This is a genomic window from Microbacterium sp., assembly GCF_031179285.1.
Taxonomy (GTDB): Bacteria; Actinomycetota; Actinomycetes; order Actinomycetales; family Microbacteriaceae; genus Microbacterium.
Map to the genome: position 1 here is coordinate 100,664 of NZ_JAPSHY010000009.1, position 14,921 is coordinate 115,584.

At 67.5% G+C, this 14,921-nt stretch carries 15 protein-coding genes; 12 read left to right on the top strand and 3 right to left on the bottom strand.

The window, feature by feature from the left end; all coding sequences use genetic code 11:
• Window positions 1-77: 77 nt before the first annotated feature.
• Entirely contained in the window at window positions 78-329 is a 252-nt protein-coding gene (locus RIN18_RS07935; RefSeq protein ID WP_309103420.1) for a hypothetical protein, read from the top strand.
• A 41-nt stretch (window positions 330-370) separates the two neighbouring features.
• Here the strand turns inward: RIN18_RS07935 and RIN18_RS07940 are convergent, their stop codons facing one another.
• A complete protein-coding gene (locus RIN18_RS07940) occupies window positions 371-1,585 on the bottom strand; it encodes an amidohydrolase (RefSeq protein WP_309103421.1) in 1,215 nt (404 codons plus the stop codon).
• A 28-nt stretch (window positions 1,586-1,613) separates the two neighbouring features.
• A complete protein-coding gene (locus tag RIN18_RS07945) occupies window positions 1,614-2,285 on the bottom strand; it encodes a TetR/AcrR family transcriptional regulator (RefSeq protein ID WP_375163511.1) in 672 nt (223 codons plus the stop codon).
• Window positions 2,286-2,418: 133 nt separating this feature from the next.
• Between RIN18_RS07945 and RIN18_RS07950 the strand changes: the two genes are divergently transcribed.
• The 10 genes from RIN18_RS07950 to RIN18_RS07995 all read left to right on the top strand — a co-directional run bounded on the left by RIN18_RS07950 (window position 2,419) and on the right by RIN18_RS07995 (window position 13,665).
• Window positions 2,419-4,083, top strand: a complete 1,665-nt coding sequence (locus tag RIN18_RS07950) for an ABC transporter substrate-binding protein (RefSeq protein ID WP_309103423.1) — start codon at window positions 2,419-2,421, stop codon at window positions 4,081-4,083.
• Between the two features lie 64 nt (window positions 4,084-4,147).
• Window positions 4,148-4,972, top strand: coding sequence for an ABC transporter ATP-binding protein (locus tag RIN18_RS07955; protein ID WP_309103424.1), 825 nt, complete (start codon window positions 4,148-4,150; stop codon window positions 4,970-4,972).
• Window positions 4,969-5,772: an ATP-binding cassette domain-containing protein gene (locus RIN18_RS07960; protein WP_309103425.1), complete on the top strand. Its 804-nt coding sequence runs from the start codon at window positions 4,969-4,971 to the stop codon at window positions 5,770-5,772. Before RIN18_RS07955 ends, RIN18_RS07960 begins: the two co-directional genes overlap by 4 nt.
• The gene (locus RIN18_RS07965; RefSeq protein ID WP_309103426.1) at window positions 5,769-6,857 is read left to right on the top strand and encodes an ABC transporter permease; all 1,089 of its coding nucleotides are present in this window, start codon (window positions 5,769-5,771) and stop codon (window positions 6,855-6,857) included. The genes RIN18_RS07960 and RIN18_RS07965 overlap by 4 nt, the downstream gene beginning before the upstream one ends.
• 1 nt (window position 6,858) lies before the next feature.
• Window positions 6,859-7,950, top strand: a complete 1,092-nt coding sequence (locus tag RIN18_RS07970) for an ABC transporter permease (protein ID WP_309103427.1) — start codon at window positions 6,859-6,861, stop codon at window positions 7,948-7,950.
• Complete coding sequence (locus RIN18_RS07975; RefSeq protein WP_309103428.1) at window positions 7,947-10,193, top strand: glycoside hydrolase family 3 N-terminal domain-containing protein; 2,247 nt, start codon at window positions 7,947-7,949, stop codon at window positions 10,191-10,193. Before RIN18_RS07970 ends, RIN18_RS07975 begins: the two co-directional genes overlap by 4 nt.
• 83 nt (window positions 10,194-10,276) lie before the next feature.
• Window positions 10,277-10,780, top strand: coding sequence for a flavin reductase family protein (locus RIN18_RS07980; protein ID WP_309103463.1), 504 nt, complete (start codon window positions 10,277-10,279; stop codon window positions 10,778-10,780).
• Window positions 10,781-10,886: 106 nt separating this feature from the next.
• Window positions 10,887-12,215, top strand: a complete 1,329-nt coding sequence (gene nhaA, locus RIN18_RS07985) for a Na+/H+ antiporter NhaA (protein WP_309103429.1) — start codon at window positions 10,887-10,889, stop codon at window positions 12,213-12,215.
• Window positions 12,216-12,256: 41 nt separating this feature from the next.
• Window positions 12,257-12,619, top strand: a complete 363-nt coding sequence (locus tag RIN18_RS07990; protein ID WP_309103430.1) for a MerR family transcriptional regulator — start codon at window positions 12,257-12,259, stop codon at window positions 12,617-12,619.
• A 35-nt stretch (window positions 12,620-12,654) separates the two neighbouring features.
• On the top strand, window positions 12,655-13,665 hold the full coding sequence (locus tag RIN18_RS07995; RefSeq protein ID WP_309103431.1) for a zinc-binding dehydrogenase: 1,011 nt from the start codon (window positions 12,655-12,657) through the stop codon (window positions 13,663-13,665).
• 55 nt (window positions 13,666-13,720) lie between these two features.
• On the opposite strand, the gene RIN18_RS08000 is transcribed toward RIN18_RS07995, so the two are convergent.
• On the bottom strand, window positions 13,721-14,083 hold the full coding sequence (locus RIN18_RS08000) for a Fe-S protein (RefSeq protein WP_309103432.1): 363 nt from the start codon (window positions 14,081-14,083) through the stop codon (window positions 13,721-13,723).
• 68 nt (window positions 14,084-14,151) lie between these two features.
• On the opposite strand from RIN18_RS08000, the gene RIN18_RS08005 reads away from it, so the two are divergent.
• Complete coding sequence (locus RIN18_RS08005) at window positions 14,152-14,871, top strand: TetR/AcrR family transcriptional regulator (RefSeq protein ID WP_309103433.1); 720 nt, start codon at window positions 14,152-14,154, stop codon at window positions 14,869-14,871.
• Window positions 14,872-14,921 lie beyond the last annotated feature (50 nt).

The following is a 14,921-nucleotide window of genomic DNA, read 5'->3' on the forward strand; positions in this document are numbered from 1 at the left end:
GCGGCCTTGCGGCCGGCAGGCGAGCTCTGGGAGCATCACCTGGGAAGCGTGGAGGCGAGGCGACGATGGGTCAGGCGATGATCAGCGCGGACGAGGCGGTCGACGTCGACGAACTCACCGGCATCGACCGCGGACGCCAGCGCTGTGAATGCGATCACGGTGACGAGGCAGCATATCAACCGTGCGGGCGGCGGGCGAAGTGGCGCGTCAGCATCGATTGCGTCTGTGGGGAAGGTCATCCGTGGCGCGTCGAGATCCTCTGTTCGCGGTGCCTGCGCTCCGCGCGGCAGGCATACGACCGTGAGTCCATCGCCGTTCGCCCGCTGTGAGACCGCGTGACGCCGGCTCGGAGCCCGTCCCGGACGCCGCGTCAGCCGAGGAACTCGCGCGCCGCCGTTGACAGTGCCGTCACGCCGACATCGATCGTCGGGTGGATCTCGGGCGCGAAGAACGGCGAGTGATTCGTCGGGATGTCGCGGTCGAGCGTGCCGGCCGCCGTTGCCGCGGCGAACCGAGCGGGGTCGATGCCGCCCCAGAACCAGAAGACGAGTGGGGCACCGGTGTCACGGGCGAACCACGACACGTCCTCGCTGCCCGTGAACATTCCCGGGTCCATCACGGAGGCCTCGCCGAGCACCCGTTTGAGAGCGGCGGTGACGCGTGCCGTCGCATCCTCATCGTTGATCGTCGGCGGCAACGTGTGGTCGGTGCGGATCTCGGGCTGCTTCTCGGCGCCCGATGCGGCGGCCTCAGCGCGCACGATGCGCTCGACGCTCGCCAGCACTCTGTCGCGCATCTCGTCGTTCGGGTAGCGCAGGCTGAGTTCGAGCTTCGCCTCGGCGGGGATGATGTTGTTCTTGAGGCCCGCGTGGATCGAGCCGACGGTGACCACCGCGACATCGCGCGGATCGACCTCGCGCGAGGCGATCGTCTGCAGGCGCATGACCGTCGCCGCCGCCATCACGATCGGATCGATCGTCGAGTGCGGGCGTGAGCCGTGGCCGCCACGGCCATGAAGCGTCACGGTGAGTCCGTCGGATGCCGCCATCTGCGTGCCGGGGCGCACGCCGATCGTTCCGGCGGGAAGCGGAGTGACGTGCTGGCCGAGCACCACGTCGGGCTTCGGATAGCGGTCCATGATGCCGTCGGCGAGCATCGCGCGAGCGCCGGCACCGTACTCCTCGGCCGGCTGGATCAGGACGACCAGCGTGCCCGACCAGTCGTCACGGTCGGAGACGAGCTTCTCGACCGCGCCGATCATCGCCGTCACGTGCATGTCGTGGCCGCACGCGTGCATGACCGGCACGGTGTTTCCTGCTGGGTCCACCCCCTTGGCCGTGCTCGCGTACGCGAGGCCGCTCTGCTCCTCGACGGGCAGCGCATCCATGTCGGCGCGCAGCCACACGACGGGCCCGTCGCCGTTGCGGAGAATCCCGACGACACCCGTCACACCGACACCCTCTTCGATCTCCAGCCCCAGATCGCGCAGGTGCGCGGCGGCGATGCCGGCCGTTCGCGTCTCCTGGAACGACAGTTCCGGATGCTGGTGCAGGTCGATGTAGAGCGCTTCGAGGTCGATGGCCATGCCGACGAGCCTATCGCCGCGCCCGCGCTCAGTCAGGGCGACGGTAGGTCGCAAGCTCCGGCCCCGGCCGCAGCACCGCATTGACGATCGCGCGGATCGCGAACTCGCTCGCCTCGCCGAGCTCGATCACCTCGGGGTGCAGCAGCCACTGCAGCTGCAGTCCGTCCATGACGGCCAGGATGCTGGCGGACGCATGATGGATCACGTCGGGCTCGGTGACGCCCTCCTGAGCGCAGAGCGCGCGGAACGCGGCGTTCACCTCGCGGCGAAGGGTGACGTACCTCTCCTCGAAATACTCGCGCGCCGGATGATCGTCGGTCACGGACTCTGCCGAGAGCACCGCGTACGCCTGCACGATGCCCGGCCGGTGCGCATTGGCGAAGGCCGTGCGCACGAGGTGCAGGAACAGCTCGGGACCGCCCGGGATGTGCTTCTCGACGAGGTCGGCCACATCGGTCTCGTCACGATAGGCGAGAACTTCGAGAAGCAGCTTCTGCTTCGACCCGAAATGATGCAGCACCCCGGCGTGGGTGAGACCGACCTGCTCGGCCACATCGGCGAGTGTGCCGTTCGTCGAGCCTTTGTTGCCGAAGATGTCGACAGCGGCCTTCAGGATCTGCTCCCGCTTCGCACGGGTGGCTGGGCGCACACGCGACGGCTCATCGATGTCTGTCACCGCTTCGCTCCCTTTCGTCGGCATCCGTGCTTGCCATTCTACTTACCAATGAGTAACCTCGCGTTAGCTTACTTTCTCGACAGTAAGTAATACAGCGAAGCGAGGCGATGCCGTCCCGTCGCCGCGCAGCACAACGACCCGTGCCCAAGGAGAAGCAATGAAGCTCAGAAAGTCCCTGATCGCCGCCACCGCGATCGCCGCCCTCGGTGTATCGGCGCTCGCCGGTTGCGCCGGCGGTGGCTCGAACGGAAGCGGTTCCGGCGAGTCACCCGCGCTCACGATCGCCAAGCCCGACGGCGCGATCACCACAGAATCCAACAACCCGTACGTGGGCGACTCGTCGGCATCGAAGTACGGCTACGGCAAGGTCATCTTCGAGTCGCTCGGACTCGTCAACCAGACCGGTGACCGAGGTGTGACCCCGTGGCTCGCCGAGAGCATCGAGTGGAACGACGACTACACCGTGCTCACGATCGTGCCCCGCAAGGACGTGACGTGGAGCGACGGCGAACCGTTCACCGCTGACGACATCGTCTTCACGTACGAGCTCGTCTCCACGCCCGCGCTGGACACCGCCGGGCTCAAGTTCGAGGGGGCCGAGGTCGATGGCGACACCGTCACCCTCACGTTCGGCGAGTCGAAGTACGTCAACCAGGCACGCGTCCTGCACGTCCCGATCGTCCCGAAGCACATCTGGGAGAACCTCGAAGACCCGGCCACCGACCCCGTCAAGGGCGACGACCTCGTCGGAACCGGCCCGTACGAGCTCACCAACTGGTCGACCGAATCCGTCACGCTCGCCGCACGCGACGACTACTGGGCAGGCGACCTCGCCGTGCCCGAACTGCATTACGTCTCCTACGGAGACAACACGGCCCTGACCACGGCCCTCGCTCAGGGCGAGGCCGACTGGGCGCAGGCGTTCATCCCGCAGGTGCAGGAGCAGTTCATCGACGCCGATCCTGAGCACAACAAGTTCTGGGCGGCACCGACGACGGGTTCGGCGACTCTGTTCATGAACCTCCACCAGAAGCCGTTCGACGACCCGGCCTTCCGTCAGGCTCTCGCCTGGGTGATCGATCGCGACGCGTATGTCGACATCGCCCGTGAAGGTGCCAGCGAACCGGTCTGGTCGGTGACCGGCCTCTCGTCGATCCTCGAAGACGAGATCCAGCCCGAGTTCCAGGGCCAGGAGTACTCCGTCGACCCCGACAAGGCTCGCGAGCTCCTCACCTCCGCCGGGTACACGTGGGAGGGCGACGCCCTCATCGACCCGGACGGCGCACCGGTGTCGTTCACTCTCTCGGTGCCCTCCGGCTGGAGCGACTGGAACACCGCACAGGAGCTGATCGCGGAAGACGTCAAGGAGTCGATCGGTGCCGAGGTCAAGATCGACATGCCGGATTGGGGTGGCTGGGCGGACCCCCGCGACAACGGAACGTTCTCGGCGATCATCCACTGGCTCGAGGACAGCGGCACGGCCTACGGCCTCTACACCTCGACCATGGACCCGCGCTGGATCTCGCCCGAAGGCGTCGCCGGCTTCAACTTCGGCCGCTTCGAGGACCCGGCGGCGACCGAGGCTCTGAACACGTACGCGAACGCGTCGTCCGACGAGGAGCGCACGACCGCGCTGCAGACCCTGCAGCAGATCTTCGTCGAGCAGGTGCCGGCGATCCCGCTCGGTGCTCACCCGTTGCTGGGCGAGTTCAACACGCGCAACTACGTCGGCTGGCCTTCCGATGAGGATCCCTACGCCTCTGCCGACCCGACGCAGCAGAACATCGTGCAGATCCTGACGAAGCTGAAGCCCGCGGAGTAGGAGCTGCGGGTGGGGAGCCGGGGCCACGGCTCCGGCTCCCCACCCCTCGACGAAGGACACCCCCATGCCAGACCCCCTGCTCAGCGTGCGCGACTTCTCGGTCGTGTACGACGTCGACCCGCCCGTGCCGGCGGTGAAGAACGTGACCATCGAACTGGAGCGCGGCGAGATCCTCGGTCTCGCCGGCGAGAGCGGATGCGGCAAGACGACGCTCGCGTACGGATTGCAGCGCCTGTTGCGCGCCCCGGCGGTGATCACCGGCGGCACCGTCACCTTCCACGATGCGTCCGGGATCGACGTCGACATCAACGAACTCGGCGTCGACGCGATGCAGCGCTTCCGCTGGGACAAGGTCTCGATGGTCTTCCAGGGGGCGATGAACGCGCTGAACCCTGTCGCGACCGTCGGGTCCCAGCTCGAGGACGTGTACGAGGTGCACCGCCCGCGGTTGACCCGCAGGCAGCGCAGAGCCGAGGCGGAAGAGCTGCTCGAGGTCGTCAAGGTCGGCCGGCACCGCATCGACTCGTTCCCTCACGAGCTCTCCGGCGGCATGAGACAGCGCGTGATGATCGCGATGGCGCTCGCCCTGCGACCCCAGCTGATGGTGATGGACGAGCCGACGACGGCTCTCGACGTCCTGGTGCAGCGCGAGATCCTGGCGCAGATCTCGCAGCTGCGTCACGAGTTCGGCTTCTCGGTGATCTTCATCACCCATGACCTCCCGCTGCTGCTGGAGATCAGCGACCGGATCGCGATCATGCGCGAGGGCGAGATCATCGAGCTCGCGACCGCCGAGCAGATCTGGACTCAGCCGCAGCACGAGTACACGAAGACCCTGCTGTCCTCCTTCCCCCGGCTGACCGGACAGCGAGGAGTGCTGACGCGATGACCACCCTCGAGTTCAAGAACGTGACCAAGACCTACAACCTGCGCGGAGCGGGCCAGCTCAAAGCGCTCGATGACGTGAGCTTCACGCTGGTGTCCGGGCAGACGATCGGGCTCGTCGGCCAGTCCGGCAGCGGCAAGTCGACCATCGCCAAGATCCTCACGCAGCTCGAGACACCCACCAGCGGGGCGGTGCTGCTCGACGGCGCGCCGATACCGCGCCGAGGCAAGGCGCTCAGGCGATACCGCCAGCAGCTGCGCATGGTGTTCCAGGATCCGTTCGCCTCGCTCAATCCGTACCACTCGATCCGGTATCACATCGAGCGCCCCCTCCGGCTCGACGACGTGGTGCCGAAGAATCAGACCGACGACGAGGTGCGGCGACTCCTCGCGCGCGTGCGTCTCGACGCGGATGCCGTCATCGATCGTCGTCCGCACGAGCTGTCCGGCGGTCAGCGCCAGCGGGTCGCCATCGCGCGTGCCCTGGCGTCGCGGCCCTCGCTGCTCGTCGCCGACGAACCGGTGTCGATGCTCGATGTGTCCATCCGGCTCGGCGTGCTGAACCTGCTCGCCGATCTGCAGCGCGAAGAGGGCCTCGGGGTGCTCTACATCACGCACGATCTCGCCACCGCACGTCACTTCAGCGACGAGATCATGGTGCTCAATCAGGGCCGGGTCGTCGAGTACGGCACCGCCGACGACGTCATCCTCAATCCGCAGAATCCCTACACGCGAGAGCTGCGCGCCGCCTCCCCCGATCCGGAGAAGCACTTCGCGTCCGCCTCGACCGGAGGTGCACAGTGACCACCGCAGCCCCCCAGCTCGACCAGGACGGCGAGGTCGAGCGCGACGCGATCGATGTCGGAACGACCGCGACGGCCGCCGAGCCTGGCAAGCGCCGCGTGCCGTGGCGCTTCTTCACGGGGCGCGCCGCGTTCTATCTGTTCACGTTGTGGGCCGCGATCACCATCAACTTCTTCCTGCCGCGGTTCATGAAGGGCGACGCGGTCAGCTCGTATCTCGCGCGCAACCGCAACATCAGTCCGGAGGCGGCGGACGCGCTGCGCATCCTGCTCGGCATCGACTCCGACAAGTCGGTCTGGCAGCAGTATGTGGAGTACTGGGCCATGCTGCTGCGTGGAGATCTCGGCATCTCGACCCTGCACGGCCTGCGGCCGGTGGGGGAGGTGCTCGCCTCGGCGCTGCCGTGGACGCTGGGCCTCGTCGGGCTCGCGACCGTGATCTCCTTCGCGATCGGTACGATCGGCGGGGCGATCGTCGGCTGGAAGCGGGGGAGCAGGCTCGACGCGCTCATCCCGATCACCACGTTCTTCAACACGATCCCGTACTTCTGGCTCGGTCTCATCGCCATCGCGATCTTCTCGTCGACGCTGAAGTGGTTCCCCTCCTCACATGCCTACGGCAAGGGCCAGTCGCCGGAATGGAGTCTCGACTTCATCGGGCAGGTGATCGCGCACGGCACGCTCCCCGCGCTGACGATCATCATCGCGTCTCTCGGCGGATGGATGCTCGGCATGCGCAACATGATGCTGACCGTGCTCGATGACGACTACATCACCGTCGCGCAGGCGAAGGGCATGCCGAACAAGAGGGTGCTGTGGGCGTACGCCGCGCGCAACGCTGTGCTTCCGCAGATCCAGAGCTTCGCGCTGTCGATCGGATTCATCGTCGGCGGCACGATCGTGATGGAGATGGTGTTCAGCTATCCCGGCGTCGGAAAGCTCCTGCTCGATGCGACCAACGCCAAGGACTACGCGCTCATGCAGGGCGTGTTCCTGGTGATCACGCTGTCGGTGCTGGTCGCCAACATCCTCGCCGACGTCGTCTACGCATACCTCGATCCGCGCACGCGCCAGACGGAGGCCTGAGATGACCGTTCCCACATCCACCGGCAGCAACGCCCCGGACGGCACCCCCGTCGTCACCGGGATGCCGGAGACGGCGACCCTTCGCGCCCCGGTCACCGCGGCGCCGCAGAAGACCTTCCGGACGCAGCTCGCACAGGCGTTCGCGATGTTCCGCAACCGCAAATCGATCGCCGGGCTCATCATCCTCGGGGTGTTCGTGGTCGTCGCGCTCCTCGCGCCGTGGATCGCACCCTACGGGCCGACGCAGAAGGACCGCACGGCGCTGAGGCAGCCGCCGTCGTTCGAGCACTGGCTCGGCACGACCCATATGGGAGAGGACGTCCTCAGCCAGATCATCTACGGCACCCGCGGCGTGATCGTCGTGGGCTTCCTCTCGGCGGTCATCGCCACGATCATCGCGATCGCGATCGGCGTCATCGCCGGCTATCTGCGGGGCTGGAAGAGCGAGTCGCTCTCGGCGCTGACCAACGTCTTCCTCGTGATCCCCGGCCTGCCGCTGATCATCATCGTCGCCTCTCAGTTCGACAACCCGCCGCTGATCGTGATCGCCGCGGTCCTCGGGATCACCGGGTGGGCATGGGGTGCCCGGGTGCTGCGCGCCCAGACGATGTCACTGCGCAACCGCGACTTCATCCAGGCCGCGCGTGCCAACGGCGAGCCGTTGCGCCGCATCATCGCGATCGAAATGCTGCCGAACCTGATGGCGCTGATCGCCTCGAGCTTCGTCGGCACCGTGACCGCGGCGATCCTCGGCCTCACGACGCTGGCGTTCATCGGCGTGATCCCCGTCAACAACCTCAACTGGGGAACGATCCTGTTCTGGGCGCAGCAGAACGGCGCCTTCCCGCGGCTGTGGTGGTGGTATGTGCCGGCCGGCCTCTGCATCGCCATCATCGGCGTCGCCCTTTCCCTCATCAACTTCGGGATCGACGAATACGTCAACCCCCGGCTCCGCTCGGCCGGAGACCGCGCCAGAGCGATGAAGAAGAAGGGGCTCGACGTGAACGACCCGGTGACGGCCGTGCGCGCCGTCCCCGGCATCCCCTCGAACACGAATTCCACGCAGAACACGACGCAGAACGCGAAGAGATGACCACTGACACCCTGACCGCTTCCCTTCCCTACCTCGATCCCGCACTTCCCATCCCCGAACGCGTCGCCGATCTCCTCGGCCGGATGACCCTCGAGGAGAAGATCGGGCAGATGCTGCAGCTCGATGCCAGAGACGACCTCGACGACCACGTTCTGCGTCGGCACGCGGGCTCCATCCTGCACACCTCGCCGGAGCGCATCGTGCGCGCCAACGCGCTGACTGCGCAGACCCGCCTGCAGATCCCGCTGCTCGTCGGCGAGGACTGCATCCACGGACACTCGTTCTGGCCCGGGGCGACCATCTACCCGACGCAGCTCGGGATGGCGGCATCCTGGGATCCGGCGCTCGTGGAGCGCGTGGCGCGGGCGACGGCCATCGAGGTCGCCGCCACTGGCGTGCACTGGACCTTCTCACCCGTGATCTGCATCGCCCGAGATCTGCGGTGGGGCCGGATCGGAGAGACGTTCGGCGAGGATCCGTTCCTGCTCGGTGAGCTCGCCTCCGCCATGGTGCGCGGCTATCAGGGTGACGGTCTCGACGACCCCACCGCCATCCTCGCGACGGCCAAGCACTTCGCCGGGTACTCCGAGACCCAGGGCGGTCGCGATGCCAGCGAGGCAGACATCTCGCGCCGGAAGCTCCGCTCGTGGTTCCTGCCGCCGTTCGAGCGGGTGGCGCGGGAGGGCTGCCGATCGTTCATGCTCGGCTACCAGACCATGGACGGCGTACCGATCACCACCAACGACTGGCTGCTCAGCGATGTGCTGCGAGGTGAGTGGGGCTACACCGGCACCCTCATCACCGACTGGGACAACGTCGGACGGATGGTCTGGGAACAGCGGGTGCAGCCCGACTACGCGCACGCCTCGGCCGCGGCGGTCAGGGCGGGCAACGACGTGATCATGAACACCCCCGGCTTCTTCGAGGGAGCGCTGGACGCCGTCGCCCGAGGCCTGCTCGAGGATGACGCCTTCGACGTCCCCGTCGGGCGGATCCTCACCCTCAAGTTCGAGCTCGGTCTGTTCGAGGACCGGCGGCTTCCCGCCGAAGGGCTGGAGCAGATCGTCGGCAGCGACGAGCACGCCGACCTGAACCTCGAGATCACGCGGCGCTCGATCGTGCTCCTGGAGAACGACGGCCTCCTGCCGTTGCGACCGGAAGCCGGCAGGCGGGTCGCCGTCGTGGGGCCCCTTGCCGACGACGCGCAGAATCAGCTCGGCGACTGGGCGGGCGGCTCGGGCCAGGCCGGCTGGCTGGACGGCCAGCCGCGGGAGATGATCACGACGGTGCTGGACGGCCTGCGCGAGATCGCACCGTGGGAGGTCACGTTCTCCCGAGGCGCGGACATCCTCACGCTCACTCCGGACCCGGCCGGGGCGACCTTCCCTGATGGGCAGCCGCGTCCGCCCATCGTCAAGCCCTGCGCGCCCGATGAGGCGCTCATCGCGGAGGCGGTGGCAGCGGCAGCCGGAGCCGACGTGGTGATCGCGGTCGTCGGTGACCGCATCGAGCTCGTCGGTGAGGGGAGGTCCACCGCGACGCTCGAGCTCATCGGCGGACAGATCGCACTGCTGGACGCCGTGATCGCCACCGGAAAGCCGGTGATCGTGGTGCTGCTGGCGTCGAAGCCGCTCGTGCTCCCGGCATCCGCCTCCCGGGCCGCGGCGGTCGTCTGGGCGGCGAACCCGGGGATGCAGGGCGGGCGCGCGCTCGCCGAGATCCTCACCGGGGCGGTCGAGCCGTCGGGCCGGCTTCCGATCTCGTTCGCACGTCACGTGGGACAGCAGCCGACGTACTACAACCAGATCCGCGGGCAGCACGGCGACAGATACGCCGACCTCACCCAGGCGCCTGCCTGGGCGTTCGGCGAGGGACTTTCGTACACGACCGTCGAGTATGCCGATCTGTCGCTCGAGCAGACAGCGCTCGATCAGACCGACACGATCGTGGGTCACGTGACGGTCACCAACACCGGCGACAGGCACGTGCGCGAGACCGTGCAGGTGTACGTGCGCGATGCCGTGACGAGCGTCAGCTGGACGGACAAGGAACTGAAGGCCTACCGTCAGGTCGAGCTCGCTCCGGGTGAGTCGGCACGGGTCCGGCTCGAGGTGCCGGTGGCCGAGTGCACGATCGTCGACGCCGACGGCATCCGTCTCGTCGAGCCGGGCATGTTCGAACTGCTCGTGGGGCCCTCTTCTCGAGATGAGGTGCTGCTGGCGTCGGAGTTCACGGTGAGCTGAGGTCACGCCGCTTGGATGCCGATTTGACCTCGAGTGGACTCGAGGTTCTAGGGTGGCACGGTGACCTCGACCCCGCTGACACGATGACCGCCGATCCGCAGCCGACCCCGATCGGGGAGCGATTGAAGGCGGCGTTCCGATCCCACCCGGCAGGCATCGCCATCATCACCGCCGCCACCGGGACCGGCCCCGTCGGACTCACGGCGTCGAGCGTCGCCTCCGTTGCGGTCGATCCTGCTGCGATCGTCTTCTCTGTGACGCGGGCGACGGGCTCAGCCGGCGCGATCCTCGGCGCCGAGACCTTCGTCGTGCACCTCGTCGACGATGAGCACACCGCGCTCGCCCAGAGCTTCGCCGTCAGCGGCGCAGACCGCTTCACCGCCGAGCAGGGCTGGACCGCGCTCGAGACGGGCGAGCCGGTTCTGCCCACGGCGCGAGCGGCGCTGCGCTGCCGAGCGCTGCATTCGGTGGTCGTCGGCTCGTCGACGGTCGTCATCGCCGAGGTGCTCGACGTGTTGCTCGGGGATCCGGGGACGCCGGTCGTCTACCTCGATCGGGAATTCCACCCGATCCCGCGGCGACGCTGAAGTCCGCAGGCACGCTCAGCATCCGGACTCGCACCCGCGATAGGGTGGAGGAGGAGCGTCGGGAAGCCTGGTCGACAACATCGTTCGTCGACACCTCGGAGCTCCCATGGCTGACACCCGCCGCTCATTCCCCGCCGTCTTCCCCGTCCGCGGCAGTTACCGCGAGGTGCGCAGGATCGGTGTGCTGCTGCGCAAAGAGAGCGTCGGCGGTCTGCTGCTGGTCGTGATGGCGGCGATCGCTCTGATCTGGTCGAACTCGCCGCTCGCCGACAGCTACTTCGCGCTGCGGGACTTCGAGATCGGCTACGAGCCGTGGCACCTCAGGCTCAGCCTGGGCGCGTGGGCGGCCGACGGCCTCCTGGCGATCTTCTTCTTCCTGGTCGGACTCGAACTGAAGCGCGAGTTCGTGGTCGGTGACCTGCGCGACATCCGCACGGCGGTCGTTCCGGTCGCTGCTGCCGTCGGAGGCATCGTCGTGCCGGCTCTGATCTATGTGATCATCGTCGGTCCGCAACCCGAACTGCTGCGCGGGTGGGCGGTGCCCACCGCGACCGACATCGCCTTCGCCGTGGCGGTGCTGGCCATCATCGGATCGCATCTGCCGGCGGCGCTGCGCCTGTTCCTGTTGACCCTCGCGGTCGTCGACGACCTCATCGCCATCGTGATCATCGCCGTGTTCTACACCGACGACCTGAATCCGATGCCGATTCCGGGCGCCATCCTCGCCCTCGCCCTCTACGGGCTGCTCGCGCAGCGTCGGCGAGGATTCTTCCTGCGCAACCGCTTCGCGGCCTGGCTGATCCTGCTCCCGATCGGAGTGGTGGTGTGGGCGTTCGTCCACGCCTCCGGCATCCATGCGACGATCGCCGGCGTCGCCCTGGGATTCATGATCCCGGTCCGCTCCGGCACGACGGATGCCGACGGCGTCGAGACCGTCGGCCTCGCCGAGGAGTTCGAGCACCGGTTCCGGCCGCTTTCCGCAGGCTTCGCCGTGCCCGTCTTCGCATTCTTCGCCGCGGGCGTGCAGGTCGTCGGCGACGGGTTGCTCGACACGCTGACCCACCCGGTGACGATCGCGATCGTCTGCGCGCTGGTGCTCGGCAAGCCCATTGGTATCGTGCTGTCGACCTGGGTGTCCACCAAGCTCACCCGCAGCCGCATGAGCGACGGCCTCGGCTGGGTGGACCTCGCCGGCGTGGGTGTCCTCGCGGGCATCGGCTTCACGGTGTCGCTGCTCGTCGCCGAACTCAGCTTCCCGCGTGGCCTCGAGCACGACTCCGCGAAACTGGCAGTGCTCCTCGCCTCCGTCCTCGCAGCCGCGGCGGCATCCGTCATCCTGGGGCTCCGCAACCGGCGCTACCGGGCCATCGCCGAGCAGGAGGCGGTGGACGCCGACGCCGACGGCATCCCGGACGTCTATCAGCGCGGCGAATAGCCTCCGGGAAGCCCCGCGTCGCAACGGTGGTTGCATCCGGCGTGAAGATCTCTGAGGCGGCGTCGACCAGCGGGGCGAGTCCGCGGTCCCTGCGGTACTACGAGGATCAGGGTCTCATCGTGCCGGGGCGGACGACAGGCGGGTTCCGCGACTACTGCGGCAGCACGATCGACCGGGTGCTCGTCATCCGCTCGCTGCTGGAATCCGGACTGCCCGTGAGGCTCATTCGGCGGGTGCTTCAGGCGCCCCCGGAACCCGAGGGTGGAGTCGATCCTGCTCTGGTAGACGACGTGCGCCGCTATCGCACACGGCTTTCGGCGCGGATCGCCGCGCTCAGTGCTCAGGAGGCCGCACTCGCGGAATATCTGGCCGCGTTGGGATCGGACCGTTCAGACGACGCTTGACCTTGACACCGGTGTCAGCTTCGTAGCTTCGAAGAATGATCGAACCGCGAACCCCTGCTCTCCCCGGAATGATGAGAGCGCTCGTCCAGCGCTCGCTGCACGGCCCCGGCGACATGGTGCTCACCGACATCCCCCGTCCCGACCCGGGTCCGAACGAGTACTTGATCCGCGTCGGCGCGGCCGGCCTCAACTTCGCCGACGTCTCTCAGACGCGCGGCACTTACGGCGGCGGTCCGCGCCCTCCCTACGTCGCGGGGTTCGAGGTCGTCGGCGAGGTCATCGACGTCGGCTCGCGGATCGCCGATCCCTTCCCGATCGGATCGCACATCATCGGCAACGGCAGGCGCGCATTCGCCGAGTACAGCGCGGTGCCCGCCGCCGGATTCGTCGCTGTCCCCGACGGCTGGAGCGACGCTGAGAGCCTCGGCATGATCCTCAACTGGGCGACCGCGCTGGCGGCGCTGCGAACGGTGGGAGAGGTTCGTGCGGGCGAGACGGTTCTCATCCACGCTGCCGCGGGAGGAGTCGGCCAAGCCGCCGTCCGGCTCGCGCGTCACTACGGTGCTCGCGTGATCGCCGCGGCGGCGCAGGCGAAGCACGACGTGCTCAGTGCACTGGGCGCCGACGAGGTCATCGACGCTCGGCATCCTGAGCTGGCCCGGTCCATCCTCGACCGAACCGGGCGGGTCGATCTCGTTCTCGAGTCCGTCGGGAAGGACACGCTCGGAGCCAGCATGGCGGTCGCCAAACCGTTCAGCGGTCGGGTGGTGATCTTCGGGTCATCGTCGGGGCCCGGGTCCGTCTCGACAGCGGATCTCATCTTCGAGCACCATGCGCAGTTGCGGAGCCTGCACATCGGCGCGCTCGCCGCCGCGCATCCCGCCGGCTATGACGCCCTGATCGCCGAGCTGAGCGCGCTCATCGAGCGCGGGGTGTACCCACCCGGCCGACCGCAGATGCACTCGCTCGGTGACGGACCGGCCGTGCTCGAGCGGCTGGAAGCCGGAGTCACCACGGGCAAGCACGGGCTCGATCCGCGGCTGTGACAGCAGTCGATGATCAGCCCTGTGAACAAGGCCGACCAGCTGCCTCCGCCAGGCGTCAGCGCCAGATGACGGCGATGCCCGCGTTCAGCAGGGTAAGGACTCCGATGGCCCAGAATGCGCTGGCCGGAATGGCGCCGCCCGCGCGCTGGCGTGACAATCCGCGTTCGACCAGAATCCCGATGGCGGTCAGCACCACCAGTTTGATGCCGAGCTTGACGTAGTTCAGTTCGTGATCGGTGCCCCATGGCAAGGCCAGGATCAAGCCCGCGATACCGGCGATCGAGACGCCGAGGTCCATCAGTCGCGTCACCTGCACGCGACGGTTGTACGCCTCGGCGGCCCAGGAGCCGAACAGCACAGCGAACCCGATCAGGTGAACGAACACGAGGACGTGGCGGAGTATCTCGAGTGCTTCCATGATCCCCCCGCTAGGCACCGTGCGAGCAATACGTCACGGAAGGCGACCTGTCGCGCCCGCTGGGCAGCGTGGCTGCACCCGCGATGAAAATCAGCATGAGACTCCTCGTGCATCGGAACGTGTGCGAACAGCATAATGACAGTGACTGCCAATTGCCAGTCACTGCCACAATTGTCTTGGCCAGCGACTGCACGGCGCAGTACGTTGGTTCGATGGCATCCGGGTTGCGAGCTCTGAAACGGACGCGTACGCGTTTGGCAATCGCCGATTCGGCGCTGCGTTTGTTCATCGACCACGGATTCGAAGCAGTCTCCGTCGCCCAAGTGGCCTCAGCGGCCGGAGTCAGCGAGCGAACGGTCTTTCGCTACTTCGTGGACAAAGAGGACCTTCTCTTCGCTGAGGACGACAGCTTCCGTGGACTCCTCGCCCAGGAACTCGCCACCAAGCACCTGACGGATGATCCGATCGCCGCGATGCGCGACGCGACGATCACGGTTGCGCGGAGCGTCGAGGATCGACGTGAGGAGCTGATCGAACGCTGGAGACTGGTGCGCTCCTCCCCGGCCCTGCAGGCTCGAGAGCGAGCGCGGCACCGGCAGTACGAGGAGACGATCTGCTCTGCGTTCGTCGAGGCCGGGGTCGCCGAGCCGGCCGCCCGGCTGACTGCTCGATTCGGCATGATCGGATACGCCGAGTCGCTCCAGCGTTGGCTGGAAGGCGACCCGGAGATCACGTTCCAGAAGCACGTCGAGCTGACCTACGCCGAGATGCGTCAGCTGATGTCCTGACGCTCGCGGCGGTCAATCCGCGTCAATCGTTCCGCACGAAGGGTGGCGGC